Genomic DNA, 18,507 nt, shown 5'->3' on the forward strand with positions numbered 1-18,507 from the left:
TCACGATAGGAGGCATGAGCACGGAAAAAGTGGTGGGAGTCGGGGCTGGTGCCGCCGGATTCGATCCTGCTTTCGAGCGGGGCGGGGCCGGTTCCGACCTGCCGACGACCGACATGGTGCTCAACATCGGGCCGCAGCACCCGGCGACGCACGGCGTACTGCGGCTGCGGCTGACGCTGGACGGGGAGCGGATCGTCGGCTGCGAACCGATCATCGGGTACATGCACCGCGGCGCCGAGAAGCTCTTCGAGGTCCGCGACTACCGCCAGATCATCGTGCTGGCGAACCGGCACGACTGGCTGTCCGCGTTCGCCAACGAGCTCGGCGTCGTACTCGCGGTCGAGCGGATGATGAACCTGGAGGTCCCCGAGCGCGCCGTCTGGCTGCGTACCCTGCTTGCCGAGCTGAACCGGGTCCTGAACCACCTGATGTTCCTCGGCTCGTACCCGCTGGAGCTCGGCGCGATCACGCCCGTGTTCTACGCGTTCCGCGAGCGCGAGACCATCCAGGCGGTGATGGAGGAACTGTCCGGCGGCCGGATGCACTACATGTTCAACCGGGTCGGCGGCCTGAAGGAGGACCTGCCGTACGGCTGGCTCGGCCGCGCGGCCGCCGCCTCCGCCGCGGTCCGCAAGCGCCTCCCCGACATCGAGGAGATCGTCCTCGGCAACGAGATCTTCCGGGCGCGCACGGTCGGCGTCGGCAAGCTGTCCCCCGAACTGATCGCCCAGTACGGCGTCTCCGGCCCGATCGCCCGCGCCTCGGGCGTGGACGCCGACCTCCGCCGCGACGAGCCGTACCTCGCGTACGGCGACCTGCAGGACGTCCTCCGCGTCGTCACCCGTCCCGAGGGCGACTGCTTCGCGCGCTTCGCCGTACTGCTCGAGCAGGTGAAGGTCTCCCTCGACCTCGTCGACGCCTGCCTCGACAAGCTCTCCACCCTGCCGGCCGGCCCGGTGAACGTCCGGCTGCCGAAGATCCTCAAGGTCCCCGAGGGCCAGACCTACGCCTGGACCGAGAGCCCACTCGGCATCAACGGCTACTACCTGGTCTCCCGCGGCGACAAGACCCCGTGGCGCCTGAAACTCCGCTCGGCCAGCTTCAACAACATCTCCGCCCTCCCGGCCCTGCTCCCCGGCACCATGATCCCCGACATGATCGCCATCCTCGGCAGCATGTTCTTCGTCGTCGGCGACATCGACAAGTAGGTCGGCTGGGAAACAAAGGTCCGCCTGGTGACCCTTTGTTTCCCAACCTCGGTCAACGAACGGGACAGGCCGGGCCGCACGGGCGGGCGCCGAGCGACGGCTCGCTGCGGCGCATCACCCGCAGCACCTGTACGGCGGCCGCGCACGGACGCCCCGTGACGTCGAGCCACCCGTACCGCAACGTCGCCTCCGACCGCAGCACGGCGCGATTGTCGCGATCGAGGTCCCGCCACCGCTGCCGCGGCGCGAAGTGCAGACGCCCGTCCAGCTCGACCACCAGCCCGTACGGCGGGTAGGCCACGTCGGTGTATTCGCCGTCGACCGCCCGCTGCCGCTGCCCGCGAGGCAACCCGTGCGCTCGCTCGACCCCACGCAGGTACCGCAGCTCGAGCAAGGAATGAGTCCCCTGCGCGACGTCCGCGAGAATCGGCCGCAGCGCGGCCCGATGGCGGAGCTGGGGGCGGGTGGCGAGCGCGGTCAGGATCTCGGCTGGCGTCACCCTGCCGCTCTGGCAAGCCTCCGCGACGACCGCGGCCGCAGCGTCCAGCGACTCGGAGATGCCGACGATCTCCAGCACGGCCTCGGCCGGCCGGCTCCGTGGTGGGATCACCGTGGCCAACCGGTCCTCCCAGTGCGAGTCCCGGGTGATCACAAGATTCGGGCGAGCGCGAACACGCCGACTCCACGGGATGCTCACGTACACACGGCGTTGTCGGTCAGGCTTGATCAGACCGGTCTGTTCCGCGGCCGTGTAATGGCTCCACGCCGCCTGCGGTCCCGCATAGAGCAGCGCCGCGACGAGGTGTTCGTCGTACCCGATCGGTCCGGTGTGGGTCACGTAGACACCGGGATGGACGGTCTGCCACCGGCGGTTGCGGAGTTTGCGGCGTACGTCGTCGACGGACCGCCCGGCCGCCAGCAACTGCACCCGGGACACCACTCGGCGCTGCTCGTGAATCAGTACCTCGAGCCCCTCGTCCGCGAGCTGTTGCCGCCACCACCAATCCATCCGCGACAGCATGACGGATTCCCGCGTCCGCCGCCGGATGCCTGTGGACAAGCGGTGGTTGGGAAAGAAAGGGGCGGATAGTGGCCAGAAGTTTCCCAGCTGCTAGGTCAGCCGAGGAGCTCCTGGAGGGGTTCTCGGAGGGCGGTGGCTACTGCGAAGACGCCGCGGGAGTCGGGGGTGTGGTTGGTGCCGTCTAGGTCGAGGACGGTGACACCGGCTTCGCGGCAGATGGCTACGCCGGCCATGGTGTCCCAGGGTTTGTTCGAGAACATGATCATCGCGTCGAAGTAGCCGTTGGCCGTCCAGGTCAGGGCGGTGGCGGCCGTGCCGATCATCCGGAGGCGTTGCACGCGCGGGTAGAGGCGCTGGGTCAGCGCGAGGCGTTCGGCGTTCGCCTGCTCGGCGTCGGGGCCGACCGCATAGTCGCCGACGGCAACCAAGGCCTCGGTCAGGTCGGTGCACTCGCTGCCCCGGATCGGCTTGCCGTTGCAGGTTGCGCCCAGTCCCTCGGCGGCGGCGTACGTCGTCCCGAGCGCCGGGTGGTCGATCACTCCCGCGACCGCGCGCCCCTCGTGGATCAGCCCCAGCGAGATGCCCCACAGCGGTACGCCGTGGATGAAGTTCACCGTCCCGTCGATCGGATCGAGCACCCAGCGCGTGCCGTCGGTCGCGCCGCCCTCCTCCTCGCCGAGCACCCCGATCTCGGGGGTCTCGCGCTCGAGGAACGCCCGTACCTCGCGCTCCACGGCGAAATCCACCTCGGAGGCCATGTCGCGGTCGCCCTTCGACGTCAGCTCCCCCGGCGCGCGCGACTCGGTCACCGCCCGCCCACGCTCGACAGCGGCACCGGCAACCTTCAACAGCTTCGCGAGATCCACACCCCGAACCTACGCGACCGGCGTCCCCGCTGACCGGAGGATCTCGATCTGCGGAGACCCGCCCAAGCGCAAGCTCAGCACGGGAACAGTCCACGCGCAGTACCGGTGAAGTGCGGGTGAAGTACGGGCAGAGCCACGGCGGTCGCCGTTCCTACGCTCGGATCGCGGTCCGGCGCTCCTGTAGCAACCGGCCGCAGCCCCCCACCCTTCCTGGAGGAATCACTCGATGCGTAAGCCCATCCTGGCCGGCGCGCTGGCGCTGGCCGTGGCCGCGACCGGTCTCGCCGTGACCACAGTCGTCGGCACCGCTCGCCCAGCCACTGCGGCGCTCGGCGACGTACCGGCCGACTGCCAGGCCAGCGCCACGGCCTACCGCTCCGACGGACAGCGTCTCCGCTACAGGTACGTCGGCGGCAAGACCAGCACCGAAGCCCTGCCCGGCGACACACTCGACTGGGTGCCGACCGCCCTCGCGGAGGCCGGCGATGCCGGTGGCGACGAATCGTTCACCAGCAGCAGCCTGATCACGCATCCGACCGACGGCTATCTCTACCGGGTGCACCGCGTCGGCCAGCGCATCGACGGCGAGATGCGGGTCACCGAGGTCACCACGAAGCGCTTGGCCTCCGGGTTCGCCGGGACCGGGATCCTCGTCAGCGGACCGGGCCTTTACTACTACCGCGTCGTGGGCAAGTCGCTGTACCGGTTCACGGTGAACTACGCCAACGAGCCGGTCGTCTCCACGCAGGTGAAGATGCCGGGCGACGCCTGGGACACCGTCACCACCCTGAAGTACCGGCGCACCGGCGGAACCGCTGCCGCCCCGGTGCACGTGCTGGTCGGCACCAAGACCAACGGGCAACTCAAGGAGTGGCGGATCTCCGAGACCACGCCGGTGAAGATCACCTCGTCCGTCCTCCGCGACTCCGGCTGGGCGCCTTTCACCAGCCTGAACATCGGTTTCTGCAACTCGCACCCGAACGGTGGCGCGCTACTCGGCATCACCGCCGTCGGCCGGGCCTCGGTGCATTTCGACGCGAACGCCAAGGACGGCAAGGGCACCGACATCAAGGGCGGCTCGCTCGGCTCCCTCGGCTGGACCGAAAAGACCTACTGAACAGCCAACCCCCGATCCTCTGGAGATTCCCCCATGCGTAAATCCATCCTGGCCGGCGCCACCGCGCTGGCCGTCGCCGCGACCGGTCTCGCCGTGACCGCGATCGCCGGAACTGCCCGCCCGGCCACCGCCGCGATCGGCGACGTCCCCGCCGACTGCAAGGTATCGACCACCGCGTACCGCGCCGACGGGCAGCGACTCACCTACTCCTTCGACGGAGGCAAGACCAGCACCACCGAGACCTTCGGCGACACGCTCCCCTGGGTGCCGTCGGCGTACCAGCAACTCGGCGCGGCCGGCGACGACACCACCGTCCGCACCACCGAGATCGCGGCGCACCCGACCAGTGGCTGGTTGTTCAAGGTGAGCCGCGAGCTGTACAAGGACGCGGACGGCACCTGGAAGATGCGGACCATGAGCGCCAGTCACCTCACCAACGGTTTCGCCGGTACCCGGATCCTCGCCACGGGCTCGCCCTACCTGTTCCGGGTGGCCGGCAGCACGCTCTACCGGTACAAGGAGAAATACGTCGACGGCGTCTTCACGTACTCGGCGCCGGTGAAGCTCGCCACCACCGGCTGGGACACGGTCAACACGCTGACCCACGAAGGCACCCGGGGAACCGGCAGCAACACCGCCGACGTCCTGATCGGCACCCGGAGCAACGGTGAACTCAGGGAGTGGTCGATCAACCGGGCCACCGGCAAGATCACCGGCAAGACGCTGCGCTCGAGCGGCTGGGCCTCGTTCACCAGCCTGAGCACCGGTTTCTGTACGGCGCACCCGAACGGCCGGCCGCTGCTCGCGATCACCGCGGACGGCAGGGCGTCGGCGCACTTCGACGCCAACAAGTCCGACGGTGTCGCGACCGACATGAAGGGCGGCTCGCTCGGTTCGCTCGGCTGGACCGCGAAGGGTTACGGCCAGTAGCCCGCTCTTGTCCGGGTGCCGACGATCCTGTCCCGGGTCGTCGGCACCCGATCCAACCTGACAGCGCACCCGCCGATCAGGCGGTGCCCAAGGTACGGCGCTTACGGCGCCAAGCGGCCGCCGCGGCGACAGATCCGATCGCCAGCACGCCGGCCCCCACCGCCTGCCCGATCTTGATCGGACAGCCGCTCGCGCACTCCGGGATCGGGTACGGCTGCTCCGGGTGCAACTCGTGGGTCTCGTCGGCGGAGACATACGCCTCGTCGGCCGGGAACGGGAAACCCTCGGGATTCAGCAGCCGGTACCAGTAGAGATCGTCCCAGGCCCTGCGTTTGCAGGTGACGTTCACCGACGGTGATTCGAACGGCGACGGCCCGAGTTGCCCGATCGGCAGATGGTCCTCGTTGTAGACCGTGACGTGCCCACTCGGGTTGTTCATCGTCACGGCCGGATAGTTCGCATCCAGCCCCATACGTCATCCCTCCCACACCGCAGTATGGGACGGGACGTCAGGATGCGGCCAGGCCTCGCAGCTTGAGGTCCACGACGGTCGGCGCGTCGGCCTGGGAGTGTTTGTCGCCGGCCGCGACCACGGTCGCGACCTCCTCGTCGATCTTGTCCAGGCGCTGATCGATCTTGTCCAGCCGGCGCTGCATCAGGTCGACGAACTCCGCGTTCTCGACGACGCGCGCGCTGGTGATCCGCGAGTACTCCTGGGCGACCTGGGCGCGCTCGTCGGAGTGCGCCAGCCGCTCGACCAGCAACTGGTGCCGGAACAGCACCGAGGCAGCGATCGCGACCAGGACAGCACCCCCGGCGGCGGCCCGGAGAATCCAGGCATTCTGCGAGAAGAGCGCGATACTCACGCCCAGGCAGACAACGATCAACAGACCGTTGGCAACGGTGAGAACTGTGGTCCTGGTTCGACGGCGGCTACCCCTTGACCCCATGGGTCGTCATGTTAGGGGGTCTCGTCGGGGTCCTCGGGAATCCGACACGCACGTTCGAGCAACAATCCGGCCGTGACGACCAGCACAGAGATCACGGCCGCGGCACCGGCCATGAGCACACGGTTACGAGGCCCGGTGGACCCCATCGCTCGCAGGAAGCTTAACGCGAACCCTGCGTAAACACCGGTGCACAACGCGCCGACGAAAGCGCTGGCTTTTCCGATCATCAACAGGAACACCGCACGGGACGCCTCGACGCGTTCCCGCCGTACCTGGATCCGCTGGTGGGTGTTGCGGGCCGCGGCGAACAGCAGCGCGGCGAGGAACGCCCAGGCGACCAGCGTCAGCCAGGACACCGCCGGCGCGACGCCGCCACCGGACTCGATCACCTGGACGATCGTCACGCCGACGGCGATGCCGAGGACGGCGATCGCGACCAGCAGCCGGCGCGACGTCGGCCGCACCGAGCCCGGGCGGGGCGGCTCCTGCTTGTCCCCGGGCGCCCGGCCGGGCTCGGTACCGCCGGACACCACTACTGCAACTCGACGTCGAGCTTGGTCACGCCCTCGGTGCCGACCTTCGCGAGCAGCTCCGCGACCGGACCGTGGCCCACCAGTACGGCGTCCCGCTCGATGTCCAGCCACGGCGCCAGCACGAACGCGCGCTCATGTGCCCGCGGGTGCGGGATCGTCAGCTCCTCGGACTCGATCGTCTTCTGCCCGTAGGTGATCAGGTCGATGTCCAGGGTCCGCGGCGCGCCCGGCACGCTGCGCTCCCGGCCGAACGCCTCCTCGACCGCGTGCGCGCGCTCGAGGAGCAGGTCGACGGCCAGCGTGGTGTCGGCGAGCAGCACGATGTTCAGGTACGGGCCGGACTCGTCCGGGCCGCCGACCGGTTGGGTCTCGTACACCGGCGACACCTCGACCACGACGACGTCCGGGGTGTCCCGCAGCGCGTCGACCGCGCCCTGCAGGTTCGCCTCACGGTCGCCGAGATTACTGCCGATCGACAAGATCATCTGGCGGATCGGCTTCAGGCCACCGCTCAGGGTGTCAGCGTCGATGACGTGGGGACTAGGGGTCTCAGTCACGGGAATCTCCGGCTCTGCGCTGCACGGTCAGGACAACGTCGTCGAACGGCACCGAGATCGGCGCCGAGGGTTTGTGGATGGTCACGGCCGTCGCTGTCACTCGCTCGTCGGCGAGACAGAGATCGGCGATGCGCTGGGCGAGGGTCTCGATCAGGTTCACGGAATCGGTCTCGATCGCCTTGTGCACCTGCTCGGCCACCACCCCGTAGTTCACGGTGTCGGCCAGGTCGTCGGAGGCCGCGGCGGACCGGGTGTCCAGCTCCAGCCGGACGTCCACGACGAACTCCTGCCCGTCGGCCCGCTCGTGATCGAACACTCCGTGGCGCCCGAACCCGCGGATGCCAAGGATCTCGATCACGTCAGGAGGAGATATCACGGCCCCGCACCTTCTTGATGGTGACCTCGCTCCGCTCGCTCACGGCGCCTCCTCCTGTCGGCCCCCAGACGACAGTACCGGGGAGGCATGGTGGATCCACAACCGCCAACCGGCAGAAGTTCGGCGGAAAACGTTCGTCGCGAGCGCCTTGCCACCTGCGAATCCTTCTTCGGGAGCACCCTCGCCCGACGACAGGACATTCTCCGTACACGTGACGTACGCCACGTCGTCATCCACCCGCACCTGCACGTCGGTGAGGAAGAACTGGATGTACGGCGTGTTCGCGAAGATCATCGCCCAGGCCCGCATCATCTCGGCGTACCCGGAGATCGCGGCGTTGCCGGGGTGGATGCAGACCGGGTCGGGCTCCGGCAGCCAGACGGCCGCCATCAGGTCCAGGTCGCCGGCCTCGAAGGCGTTGTAGAACGCGGTGTTGGCGTTCAGTACGACGTCCTCCACCGTGGCACCGGCGGGACGCTTCGGCGCACCGTCGGACCCGGCTCCCGCGCCCTGCCGCGGTCCGTCCGTCATACAGTTCCCCATCTCTTCGCCACGCGGACCGCGTCCGCGTTCGGCGCCACCACGTGTGCCCGGACACACCAGGCACCCGCTGCGGCGGCCAGGGCGGAAACAGCCACACTCGCGTCGTCTCGTCGTACGGCCGGCCGTAGTTCACCGGTCTGCTCGTCGGCGAGCAGCCTACCGAGGAACGTCTTGCGGGACGCACCGATCAGTAACGGTCTTTCCAGTACGGCGAATTCCCGCAACCGCCGGAGAATCTCCCAGTTGTGGTCCGCGTTCTTCGCGAAACCGAGCCCGGGATCGACGGCGACCCGGTTCAGATCGATGCCGGCCTGGCTGATCACCTCGAGGCGTTCGGCCAGTTCGGCGATCACCTCGGCGACCACGTCGACGTACTCCGCGCGGTTCTGCATGTCGATCGAGTGCCCCCGCCAGTGCATGCACAGGTACGGCGTCCGGCGCTCGGCGACCAGCGGGAGCATGTCCGGGTCGGACTGCCCGCCGGACACGTCGTTGATCATCGTGGCGCCGGCGTCGAGGGCCAGCGCGGCGACCTGCGACCGCATCGTGTCGACGGAGATGATCGCGCCTTCGGCGGCCAGCGTCTCGACCACCGGCAGCACGCGCCGGATCTCCTCCTCCTGCGAGGGCCGCGCGGCGCCTGGGCGGGTCGACTCACCACCCACGTCGAGAAGGTCGGCGCCTTCGGCCAGCAGCTCCCGGCCGTGCTTGATCGCGGCGCTCGGCTCGAACCATTCGCCGCCGTCCGAGAACGAGTCCGGCGTCACGTTCACGACACCCATGACGAGGCACCGGTCCAGCACCGGCAGCCCGTCCACGTGACTCCACGACTGAGTTCTCACCCACACACCGTAGTAGCCCCCGCCCCCAGCCGGGCAACCAGCCGCCGATCGGGCGGCCGCCGGGGTCAGTTCGCGAGGACCAGGCGGGACTCGGTGGAGCGCAGTACCTCGCCGATCGGCTGTGAGTACGACTCGTTGGTCCGGCCGGACTTCTCCAGGCACTGCCCGTTGATCAGCGCCGCGCCGCTGGTGATGCCCTGGGCGGTGTTCCCGGTCATGTTCGCGCCACCGGAGTCACCCGCCTCGACGCACGCGGTGTGCTGGAACAGGCCGCGGACCACGCGGTTGTTGCCGTAGTTCACGGTCACGTCCCGGGCGACGATCCGGCCGCAGGTCCAGCCGGTGCTCTTCCCGGACTTGCACAGGGTCGAGCCGATCGTGGCGTCGCCGATCCCCTTGACCGCGACGTTGCCGGAGCCCCAGCCCTCGACGTACCCCTGCTGGTCCCAGCCGTCGATGACGCCGACGGAGCCGAAGTCGTGGCCCGGGAAGTTCGAGGTGTAGGTGTTGCCGAGGACGTACCCGTTCCGCGAGAACGACGGCTTGCCCGAGGTGCAGTGGCCGGCGGTCAGGAAGATCCGGTTGCCCTTGCGGGTCCGGGCGTTGAACCCGAGCGAGCAGGTGTACCCGGTGTTCTTGTCGACCTGGAGGCCGCCGCGCAGGCCGAAGTCGTCCGCGGTCGGGCGGATCGTGCCGGCCGCCGGGCGCACCGTCACACGGTCGCCGTTGGCCACCGCCCGGGCCAGGAACCGCTCGGTGATCGAGTCGCGGGCGTTCTTCGGCACCGTGACCACCACGGTCCCGGAGATCGGGTCGACGTACCAGGACCGGACCTTGCCGGCGCTGGACGTCAGGGCCAGCTTGTTCAGCTGGTTCTGGACGGCGTTCAGCTGCTTCGCGGTGAACTTGACCAGGCGCGGGACCGCGCCGATCTGCCGGACCAGCGCGGCCGCGGACAGGTCGGACACCGCGACGACCAGTTGCCCGGCGTCGTCGTAGTAGCTGCCGACGACACCCGAATCGGATCCGAGCTGCGCGTCGAGGGTGTCCGGGACCAGCGGTTTCGTGTCCGCCTTGGTGGTCGTCTGCGGGCCGTTCTTGGCTCGCGTGTCCGCGGTGGCCCAGTTCGCCGCGACCAGCCCGGCGGTCGTCAGGACGACGACCCCGGCGAGTGCGGCGCCGACCCGGAAACGCCCTGACATCTGTCCTCCTCACACCGGCACCTGGTCCCCGTTGGCCAAGCACCACTACGGAAAGTAAACGTTCAGCGACAGAATGTCCATAGGGCTGGACTTTTAAACTCAACGAACGTGGCGACCCGCGAGCTACGGCTCAGCCGACGATCAGGCTCATCGCCTCCGCGCGGGTGACCGGGTTCCGGAGCTGGCCGCGGACCGCCGAGGTGATCGTCTTCGCGCCCGGTTTCCGGACGCCGCGCATCGTCATACAGAGGTGCTCGCACTCGATCACCACGATCACGCCGCGCGGCTGGAGGATCTCGACCAGGGACTCGGCGATCTGTGTGGTCAGCCGCTCCTGGACCTGCGGCCGTTTCGCGTACACGTCCACCAGCCGGGCGAGCTTCGACAGCCCGGTGATCCGGCCGTCCCGGCTCGGGATGTACCCGACGTGCGCGACACCGGTGAACGGGACCAGGTGGTGCTCGCAGACGCTCCAGACCTCGATGTCCTTCACGAGCACCATCTCGTCGTGCTCGAGCGCGAACGTGGTCGTCAGCACGTCCTCCGCCCGCTGTCCCAGGCCGGCGGTGATCTCGGCGTACATCCGGGCCACCCGGGCGGGCGTGTCCAGCAGGCCCTCGCGGTCCGGGTCCTCGCCGATCGCCAGCAGCAACTCGCGGACCGCCTTCTCGGCCCGTGCGTGGTCGAACTTCGGTGACGTCATTCCCGGATCTCCTCCCGACAGCGGCACTGGAACGCTACCCGGCGGCAAAACGAAAACGCCGCCACCCGTCCGGGTGGCGGCGTTTCCTGGAGTCTCAGCGCACTTCTGGGCTCACTGGTTGGTCGGCGGCGTCGGGCCGCTGCCGTAGTCCGGCGGGCGGATCGCCTCGTCCGGGCCGACGGAACCACCGGGCAGTACGTCGGACAGCGAACCGTTCTGCTCCGCGCGGGTCGGGATCGGCATCACCGGCGGCTGGTCGGACGGGACCCGGGTGGACGAGCCGGTCCAGGCCGGCCGCCGCTCGCGCTTGACCACCGGCGTGAACACGCGGGCGATCTGGTGCTTGTCCAGGGTCTCCTTCTCCAGCAGCTCCTCGACCAGGTGGTCCAGGACCGCGCGGTTCTCGACCAGGATGTCGAAGGCCTCCTGGTGCGCGTTCAGGATCAGCTTGCCGACCTCTTCGTCGACCGCGGCCGCGATCTCCTCGGAGTAGTTCCGCTGGCTACCGATGTCGCGGCCGAGGAACGGCTCGGCGCTCTCCTGGCCGAACTTGATCGCACCGAGCCGCTCGGTCATGCCGTACTGCGTGACCATGGCCCGGGCGAGCGCCGTCGCCTTCTCGATGTCGTTGCTGGCACCCGTGGTCGGGTCGTGGAAGACCATCTCCTCGGCGGCGCGGCCACCGAGCATGTAGGCCAGCTTGTCCAGCATCTCCGACCGGGTGGTCGAGTACTTGTCCTCGTCCGGCATCACCATCGTGTAGCCGAGCGCGCGGCCACGCGGCAGGATCGTCACCTTCTGCACCGGGTCGGAGTGCGGCAGCGCCGCGGCGACCAGCGCGTGCCCACCCTCGTGGTACGCGGTGAGCACCTTCTCCTTGTCCGACATCAGGCGGGTACGCCGCTGCGGACCGGCGATCACGCGGTCGATGGCCTCGTCCAGCGCGCGGTTGTCGATCAGCTGCGCGTTCGAGCGGGCGGTCAGCAGGGCCGCCTCGTTCAGCACGTTGGCCAGGTCGGCACCGGTCATACCGGGCGTCCGGCGGGCGACCGCGGTCAGGTCCACGTCCTGCGCCATCGGCTTGCCGCGGGCGTGCACCTTGAGGATCTGCGTCCGGCCCGGCAGGTCCGGGGCGTCGACGGCGATCTGCCGGTCGAAACGGCCCGGGCGCAGCAGCGCCGGGTCGAGCACGTCCGGCCGGTTGGTGGCCGCGATCAGGATCACACCGCCGCGGACGTCGAAGCCGTCCATCTCGACCAGCAGCTGGTTCAGCGTCTGCTCGCGCTCGTCGTGGCCACCGCCGAGGCCCGCGCCACGGTGCCGGCCGACGGCGTCGATCTCGTCGATGAACACGATCGCCGGCGCGTTCGTCTTGGCCTGCTCGAACAGGTCGCGGACCCGGGAGGCACCGACACCGACGAACATCTCGACGAAGTCCGAACCGGAGATCGAGTAGAACGGCACGCCGGCCTCACCGGCGACCGCACGGGCCAGCAGGGTCTTACCGGTACCGGGCTGGCCGTAGAGCAGCACGCCCTTCGGGATCTTCGCGCCGACCGCCTGGAACTTGCCCGGTTCCTGGAGGAACTCCTTGATCTCGCCGAGCTCCTCGATCGCCTCGTCACATCCGGCGACGTCCGCGAACGTCGTCTTCGGAGTGTCCTTGGTGATCAGCTTGGCCTTGGACTTGGCGAAGCTCATGACCCGGGAGCCGCCGCCCTGCATCGAGTTCATCAAGAAGATGAACACGACCGCGATCAGCAGGAACGGGATCAGCGTGGAGAACACCTGGCCGATGAAGCTCGGCTTCGGGTTCTCGACGTTGTAGGTCTGGATCTTGCCGTCCTGGAAGAGCCCCTGCAGGTCGCTGCCGAGCGAGTCGGCCTGCCCGTCCACCCAGTTGGCCTTGATCTTGGACCCGTCGGACTTCTCGACCCGGATCTCCTGATCGGGGTCGATCAGCGTCACCGACTTGATCGTCTTGTCGCTCGACGACTTCGCCTGCTGGATCAGCTGCACGACCTGGCCGGTCGGTTCGGACTTGTACCCGGTCGAGCCGGTCAGGAGCTGCCCGATCACCAGGACGCCAAGGAAGGCGACGACGATCCAGAACAGGGGTCCGCGGAAGATGCGCTTCACGTCCATGATCGAGGCCTAGGCCCCGTCCCTCCTAGCTCGGCAGGCCCGGGTTTGCGGGCTTGTGACGGTAACACCAGTCCAAGTGTCTCGTGCCGGGCAAGCCTGCCGACCACGAGGGTCACCGAACGACGGTACGACCTGTTGTACAGGCTGTCACCAAGTCTGCCCCGAGAGGCCGGGTCAGGAATAGACGTGCGGCGCCAGCGTCGCGACGCACCGCAGGTTCCGGTACTTCTCCGCGTAGTCCAGGCCGTACCCGACGACGAACTCGTCCGGCAGCTCCAGACCGACGTACTTCACCGGGACCTGCATCTTGGCCGCGTCCGGCTTCACGAACGCCGTGCAGAGCTCCAGCGAGGCCGGTTTCCGTGACTCCAGGTTACTGACCAGCCAGCTGAGCGTGAGGCCGGTGTCGATGATGTCCTCGACGATCAGCACGTGCCGGTTGGTGATGTCGGTGTCCAGGTCCTTCTGGATCCGCACCACACCCGACGACTTGGTCCCGGAGCCGTACGACGAGATGGCCATCCAGTCCATCTCGATGTGCCGGCTGAACGACCGGGCCAGGTCGGCCATCACCATCACCGCGCCGCGCAGGACGCCGACCAGCAGCAGGTCCTTGCCCTCGTAATCGGCCTCGATCCGCGCTGCGAGCTCCCGCAGCTTCTCGAGGATCTGCTCCTCGGTGTAATGGATCTTGGTCAGGTCCTTCTCGATGTCCGCCGCATCCACGGCGCTCAGCCTGTCACATTCGGCCCGAGGATGATGAATCCGGCCTTGCGGATGGCGCGAATCCCTTGGGGCAGATCGATCCAGCGCTGCCCGCGCCAGCCGGTCACCAGGGCGTCGACGGACGCCACATGGCCGGCGGTGAGGTCCGTGGCCCGGCAACCCGCCTCCAGCGCGGCCTGCCGCAGTACCCGGGTCCTGATCGCTGCGGGCTCGTCAGTGAGTACTGCGATCTCGCTGCGTACTTCACCTTCCCCGCGGCTCAGCGCGGTCTCGGCAACGTCCGCGGCGAGCTGATCGAGCGCATCCGCGTCCGCGCGCAGCAGCCCCGCCGTACGGGCCAGTGCCTCGACCACGCCAGGCCCCAGCGCCTCTTCCAGCACCGGCAGTACTTCGTGACGTACGCGAACCCGCGTGTACTGCGGATCGTCGTTGTGCGGGTCATGCCACGGCCGAAGCCCGCCAGCGATGCACGCGGCGGCTGTAGTGGCCCGCGGTACCTCGAGGAACGGCCGCCGCAGCAGACCGACCACTGCAGCCATCCCGGCCAGCGACCGCGCCCCGGACCCACGTCCGAGCCCGAGCAACACGGTCTCCGCCTGGTCGTCCCGCGTATGAGCCAGCAGTACGACGTCTGCGCCCAGCTCATCGGCAGCGTCGCGAAGTGCGTCGTACCGCGCTGTCCGCGCAGCGGCCTCCGGACCGCCCTCGACGCCGACCGTCACCTGCCGCACGTGGACAGGGTCGAGTCCGAGCGTCCTGCACTGGTCTGCGGCCGTCTCCGCGACATGGGCCGAGTCGGGTTGCAGACCGTGGTCCACGATGACCGCACCGGCCCGCAGACCGAGCTTCGGCGCTTCAAAGGCCGTTGCCGCTGCCAGCGCCAGTGAGTCGGTACCGCCCGAGCAGGCGACCAGGACCGTCGTGCCCTGCGGCAGCTCGGCCAGCGTGGCTCGCACCGCCTCACGTGTCCTGGCGACGGCGGGGTGCAGCTTTCCACGCCGCTGCTCGACCAGCTCCTCCATAGCCGACTCAGCCGACCCAGCCGGCTCAGAAGCGGGCTCAGCCGTGGAGTCGGGTAACCCAGGCATCCGGGTTCGCGATCTCGTTCTTGGTCGGCAGCGTGTTCGGTCCGGTCCAGACGCGGTTGAAGCCCTCCATACCGACGCGGTCCACCACCCGGCGTACGAACGCGGCTCCGTCCTTGTACTGCCGCAGTTTCGCGTCCAGCCCGAGCAGGCGCTTCAGCAGCTGGTCCACGGGGTTGCCGCTCTGCCGGCGGGACGAGAACTTCGACCGGATCGCGTCCACCGTCGGAATCACCGACGGCCCGACACCGTCCATCACGAAGTCCGCGTGGCCCTCCAGCAGCGACATCACCGCAGTCAGTCGGTCCAGGACCGCACGCTGCTCCGGGGACTGCATGAGGTCCACCAGACTCAGCTCGGCCTCACCGCGCACCGACCGGCCCAGCCGCTGCACGGCCTCGCGGAACATGGCGGCGTACGCCGAAGCGTCCAGCTCGGCCTGGTCCAGGAACAGCGCGATCTCCGAGCGCAGGTGGTCCCGCAGCCACGGCACCGCGGTGAACTGCACCCGGTGCGTCTCCTCGTGCAGACACACCCACAGCCGGAAGTCCCGCGGTACGACGCCCAGCTCGGACTCGACATGCACCACGTTCGGCGCCACCAGCAGCAGTCGACCGGTCAGACCGGGACGGTCCGGGTCGGGCTGCGCCGGGTAGAAGGGGTCGAACTGCCCGAGCACCCGGGACGACAGGAACGCGAGCAGCGCACCGGCCTCGATCCCCGTCACCCGGGACCCGACCGCGGAGGACAGACCGGCGGCCCCGTTCGCCTTCTCGCGGAGCTTGTCCGCCAGCGGCTGCAGCACGGTCCGGAAGCCGTCCGCGTTCGCCTGCACCCAGCCCGGCCGGTCCACGATCACGACCGGTGCGGTCGCCGATGTGGCCTGCAGACCGGTGAACTCGCGGACATGCCCCTCGGACTCGGCCGCGAACCGGCGCAGCTCGGCGACCACCTGGTCCGCCTCCGCGCGGCTGACCGCCGGCCCCGGGCGCACCAGCTTCCGCGCCACACCGGTCGCCAGCTGCCAGTCGACCATCTCGGTCGTGGTCCCGCCTTCCGCCGTACTCATACAACGACCCTAGGCCATCTCTCCTAATCCCCCGCCGTCGCGAGCAGGTGCTCGGCGGAGTGCCTCGGTGCGCTGGAGCGGAGGGCTCGATGTGGATTTCATCGTGCCCTTTGCTCCAGCGCGGCGAGGTGCCCGCCGAGTGCCGCGCAGTAGGCGGGGGGTTAGGAGAGATGGCCCGGTATGTCCCAACATGCGCGCCTGTTCAGCAGCCGCAGGTGGCCAGGGCTGCGGTGGTGCGGTCGAGGGCGGCGCGGGCGTCGAGGGTCTTCGGGACCGGGACGCTGTCGCTGGCGACGGCGAACACCAGCAGCGTGCCGGTGCGGTCGCGGGCGTACCCAGCGAGGCTGTGGACGCCGGTGAGCGTCCCGGTCTTCGCGTGGACCAGTCCGAGGCCCGTGCTGGTGCCGGCGGTCGTGAAACGCTCCCTGAGGCTTCCGTCGAACCCGGCGATCGGCAGCCCGGTCAACAGGTGCCGCAGCTCCGGATGGCTCTTCGACACGGCCACCCGGACCGCACCGGCCAGCAAATCGAGCGGAACCTTGTTGGCGCGCGTCAGACCGCTGCCGTCGTAGATCGTCGCCTTGGAAACGTCCAGGCCGAGACTGGTGAGCGTGGCGCGGACACCCTTGACGCCGCCGACGTACGAGCCGCCGTTCTTGGTCGCGATACCGACGTGCCGCAGCAGCACCTCGGCGCCGTCGTTGTCGCTGTGCAGGTTGATGTACTCGACGATCTGACCGAGCGTCGGCGACTTCACCTGCGCGAGCGGCGCAGCGGCGGCCGCCGCGACCGCAGGCTTGGTAGCAACCACCTTGATGCCGTACTGCGTCAGCAGCTTCTGGAACGCCAGCGCCGCGGCCTGTGCCGGCGCAGTCGACCGCTTGGCCATACCGGGCGCCGTACGGCCCTCGTTGACCCACAGCGCCGACGTAGGAGCCGCGATGCCTTCGGGCACGTAGTTGGCTTCCCAGCGCGCGTTGATCGCCGGTCCGGTGAACAGCGAGGCGTCGTACCCCAGGGACACGGAGGCGACGCCCTGCGCCTTGAGGGCCTTCGCTGTACTCGCGGCCAGGGTCTGGAGCGTGGCGCGGGTCGGGAAGCCGTCGCTCGCGGACGGCTTGGTGGCGAGCAGCGGGTCACCGCCACCGACGAGGACGATCGAGCCCTTCCCGGCGCTCACCACCTTCGTGGCGAACGTGTGGTCCGGCCCGAGCGTCGACAGCGCCGACACCGTAGTGAGGAGCTTCAGCGTCGAGGCCGGCGTGTACGGCGTGGTCGCCCCGACCGAGAACACGGGCTTGTTCCGCGACGCGTCGTACACGTAGACCCCGTGGTGCGTGCCGAGCGACGGGTCCTTGAGGACCCCCGCGAGCACCTTGGCGACGCCGACGGCCGTCGGCGCGGCCCCCTCGGTCGTGGCGGGTGCCAGCACCGCGGGCGCCTGCCCCATGGTCTGCGCCGTGGTCTGCTGGGTGGTCTGCACGGATGCGGGTACGGCGCGCGCGCTGCTCACCAGGCTGCCGCAGCACAGCGCCGTGGTGAGGAGCGTGACGAATGCCGCACGGGCAGGTCGGGCCACCGGGCTGCTCCTGTCATTCGGTCGGTCGGAACCGTGACAGTATCTGCCGTATGGAGTTCGACGTCTTCATCGAGATCCCCAAGGGCACCCGCAACAAGTACGAGCTGGACCACAAGACGAACCGTCTGCGGCTGGATCGGACCCTGTTCACCGCGACCCAGTATCCGTCCGACTACGGGTTCATCGAGGACACCCTCGGCCAGGACGGCGACCCGCTGGACGCGCTGGTTCTGCTGCCGGAGCCGACCTTCCCGGGCTGTCTGATCCGCTCGCGCGCGATCGGCATGTTCCGGATGACCGACGAGAAGGGCCCGGACGACAAGGTCCTCTGCGTCCCGGCCGGTGACCCGCGGCAGGAGCACCTGCGCGACATCCACCACGTGCCGGAGTTCGACCGCCTCGAGATCCAGCACTTCTTCGAGGTCTACAAGGACCTCGAGCCCGGCAAGTCCGTCGAGGGCGCGACCTGGGTCGGCCGCGCGGAGGCCGAGGCCGAGATCACCGCCTCGTTCAACCGCCTGAAGTCCGAGGGGCACTGACCCTTCAGTCGCCTGACAGCCGGCGGAGCAGAGACAGCAAGGTCTTGCGCTCCGCCGCCGTCAGCGGCTCGAGCAGGTCCGCCTCGGCGGCGTAGATCAGCTGGTCCATCGCCTCCAGCTGCTGCTCGCCGGCCGGGGTGATGGCGATGATCTTGCGTCGCCGGTCCGCCGGGTCGACCCGGCGCGCCAGGAACTCCAGCTGCTCCAACTCGTCCAGCAGGCCGACGAGATCGCTGCGGTCGAACCCGATCCGGTCCGCGACCGTCGCCTGCGCCGCCTCGCCGTCGTCGGCCAGGCTGGCGAGCACGTGATAGTGCTGCGTCCGGACACCGGCCTCCGCCATGTGCTGGCGGATCAGCCGCTGGGACTGCTGACTGGCCCGCCCCAGTGCCCAGAGCACCCGGTCGGACAGCCGATGCGTCGTCCCCTTCTTCACCCCGCAACTCTATTGGCAACCTCGACCTCTGGTTATATCGTGGGAATCTCCCATTATTTCTAGCACCCACGATATGGAGT

21 protein-coding genes are annotated in these 18,507 nt (G+C 69.0%); 4 read left to right on the forward strand and 17 right to left on the reverse strand.

What is annotated here, in order from left to right; translation table 11 throughout:
* Window positions 1–14 precede the first annotated feature (14 nt).
* Window positions 15–1,208 carry an NADH-quinone oxidoreductase subunit D gene (locus AC0662_RS32305; RefSeq protein WP_452193264.1) on the forward strand — a complete coding sequence of 398 codons (1,194 nt, stop codon included), beginning with the start codon at window positions 15–17 and terminating at the stop codon, window positions 1,206–1,208.
* A gap of 52 nt (window positions 1,209–1,260) precedes the next feature.
* On the opposite strand, the gene AC0662_RS32310 is transcribed toward AC0662_RS32305, so the two are convergent.
* Window positions 1,261–2,217, reverse strand: a complete 957-nt coding sequence (locus tag AC0662_RS32310; RefSeq protein ID WP_478305383.1) for a hypothetical protein — start codon at window positions 2,215–2,217, stop codon at window positions 1,261–1,263.
* A gap of 107 nt (window positions 2,218–2,324) precedes the next feature.
* Window positions 2,325–3,095: an inositol monophosphatase family protein gene (locus tag AC0662_RS32315; protein ID WP_452193260.1), complete on the reverse strand. Its 771-nt coding sequence runs from the start codon at window positions 3,093–3,095 to the stop codon at window positions 2,325–2,327.
* 226 nt (window positions 3,096–3,321) lie between these two features.
* Between AC0662_RS32315 and AC0662_RS32320 the strand changes: the two genes are divergently transcribed.
* On the forward strand, window positions 3,322–4,212 hold the full coding sequence (locus tag AC0662_RS32320) for a hypothetical protein (protein ID WP_452193258.1): 891 nt from the start codon (window positions 3,322–3,324) through the stop codon (window positions 4,210–4,212).
* A gap of 33 nt (window positions 4,213–4,245) precedes the next feature.
* Complete coding sequence (locus AC0662_RS32325; RefSeq protein WP_478305386.1) at window positions 4,246–5,142, forward strand: hypothetical protein; 897 nt, start codon at window positions 4,246–4,248, stop codon at window positions 5,140–5,142.
* 76 nt (window positions 5,143–5,218) lie between these two features.
* Here the strand turns inward: AC0662_RS32325 and AC0662_RS32330 are convergent, their stop codons facing one another.
* From AC0662_RS32330 to dacB, 14 genes are all read right to left on the reverse strand, one after another.
* Window positions 5,219–5,614, reverse strand: coding sequence for a hypothetical protein (locus AC0662_RS32330; RefSeq protein WP_452193254.1), 396 nt, complete (start codon window positions 5,612–5,614; stop codon window positions 5,219–5,221).
* 37 nt (window positions 5,615–5,651) lie between these two features.
* The gene (locus tag AC0662_RS32335; RefSeq protein WP_452193252.1) at window positions 5,652–6,008 is read right to left on the reverse strand and encodes a hypothetical protein; all 357 of its coding nucleotides are present in this window, start codon (window positions 6,006–6,008) and stop codon (window positions 5,652–5,654) included.
* A gap of 95 nt (window positions 6,009–6,103) precedes the next feature.
* Window positions 6,104–6,622, reverse strand: coding sequence for a DUF3180 domain-containing protein (locus tag AC0662_RS32340; protein WP_478305388.1), 519 nt, complete (start codon window positions 6,620–6,622; stop codon window positions 6,104–6,106).
* A 2-nt stretch (window positions 6,623–6,624) separates the two neighbouring features.
* Window positions 6,625–7,182: a 2-amino-4-hydroxy-6-hydroxymethyldihydropteridine diphosphokinase gene (gene folK / locus AC0662_RS32345; RefSeq protein WP_478305390.1), complete on the reverse strand. Its 558-nt coding sequence runs from the start codon at window positions 7,180–7,182 to the stop codon at window positions 6,625–6,627.
* Complete coding sequence (folB, locus tag AC0662_RS32350; protein ID WP_478305392.1) at window positions 7,175–7,540, reverse strand: dihydroneopterin aldolase; 366 nt, start codon at window positions 7,538–7,540, stop codon at window positions 7,175–7,177. The genes folK and folB overlap by 8 nt, the downstream gene beginning before the upstream one ends.
* 57 nt (window positions 7,541–7,597) lie before the next feature.
* Window positions 7,598–8,089 carry a nuclear transport factor 2 family protein gene (locus AC0662_RS32355; protein ID WP_478305394.1) on the reverse strand — a complete coding sequence of 164 codons (492 nt, stop codon included), beginning with the start codon at window positions 8,087–8,089 and terminating at the stop codon, window positions 7,598–7,600.
* Complete coding sequence (gene folP, locus AC0662_RS32360; protein ID WP_452193797.1) at window positions 8,086–8,883, reverse strand: dihydropteroate synthase; 798 nt, start codon at window positions 8,881–8,883, stop codon at window positions 8,086–8,088. Before folP ends, AC0662_RS32355 begins: the two co-directional genes overlap by 4 nt.
* 125 nt (window positions 8,884–9,008) lie before the next feature.
* Window positions 9,009–10,145, reverse strand: coding sequence for a S1 family peptidase (locus AC0662_RS32365; protein WP_452193242.1), 1,137 nt, complete (start codon window positions 10,143–10,145; stop codon window positions 9,009–9,011).
* 130 nt (window positions 10,146–10,275) lie between these two features.
* Window positions 10,276–10,848: a GTP cyclohydrolase I FolE gene (folE, locus tag AC0662_RS32370; RefSeq protein WP_452193240.1), complete on the reverse strand. Its 573-nt coding sequence runs from the start codon at window positions 10,846–10,848 to the stop codon at window positions 10,276–10,278.
* A gap of 111 nt (window positions 10,849–10,959) precedes the next feature.
* Window positions 10,960–12,993 (reverse strand): ATP-dependent zinc metalloprotease FtsH, encoded by a 2,034-nt coding sequence (gene ftsH / locus AC0662_RS32375; RefSeq protein ID WP_452193238.1) that lies wholly within the window; start codon window positions 12,991–12,993, stop codon window positions 10,960–10,962.
* A 174-nt stretch (window positions 12,994–13,167) separates the two neighbouring features.
* Entirely contained in the window at window positions 13,168–13,719 is a 552-nt protein-coding gene (gene hpt / locus AC0662_RS32380) for a hypoxanthine phosphoribosyltransferase (protein ID WP_452193236.1), read from the reverse strand.
* 5 nt (window positions 13,720–13,724) lie between these two features.
* A complete protein-coding gene (tilS, locus tag AC0662_RS32385) occupies window positions 13,725–14,741 on the reverse strand; it encodes a tRNA lysidine(34) synthetase TilS (protein WP_478305396.1) in 1,017 nt (338 codons plus the stop codon).
* Window positions 14,742–14,778: 37 nt separating this feature from the next.
* On the reverse strand, window positions 14,779–15,873 hold the full coding sequence (locus tag AC0662_RS32390; protein ID WP_452193232.1) for a zinc-dependent metalloprotease: 1,095 nt from the start codon (window positions 15,871–15,873) through the stop codon (window positions 14,779–14,781).
* A gap of 202 nt (window positions 15,874–16,075) precedes the next feature.
* Complete coding sequence (dacB, locus tag AC0662_RS32395; RefSeq protein ID WP_478305398.1) at window positions 16,076–17,452, reverse strand: D-alanyl-D-alanine carboxypeptidase/D-alanyl-D-alanine endopeptidase; 1,377 nt, start codon at window positions 17,450–17,452, stop codon at window positions 16,076–16,078.
* A 50-nt stretch (window positions 17,453–17,502) separates the two neighbouring features.
* On the opposite strand from dacB, the gene AC0662_RS32400 reads away from it, so the two are divergent.
* Entirely contained in the window at window positions 17,503–17,991 is a 489-nt protein-coding gene (locus AC0662_RS32400; RefSeq protein WP_452193228.1) for an inorganic diphosphatase, read from the forward strand.
* 4 nt (window positions 17,992–17,995) lie between these two features.
* Here AC0662_RS32400 and AC0662_RS32405 read toward each other — a convergent pair whose 3' ends face one another.
* Window positions 17,996–18,427: a MarR family winged helix-turn-helix transcriptional regulator gene (locus tag AC0662_RS32405; protein WP_452193226.1), complete on the reverse strand. Its 432-nt coding sequence runs from the start codon at window positions 18,425–18,427 to the stop codon at window positions 17,996–17,998.
* Window positions 18,428–18,507 lie beyond the last annotated feature (80 nt).

This window comes from Kribbella sp. NPDC043289 (genome assembly GCF_056436705.1).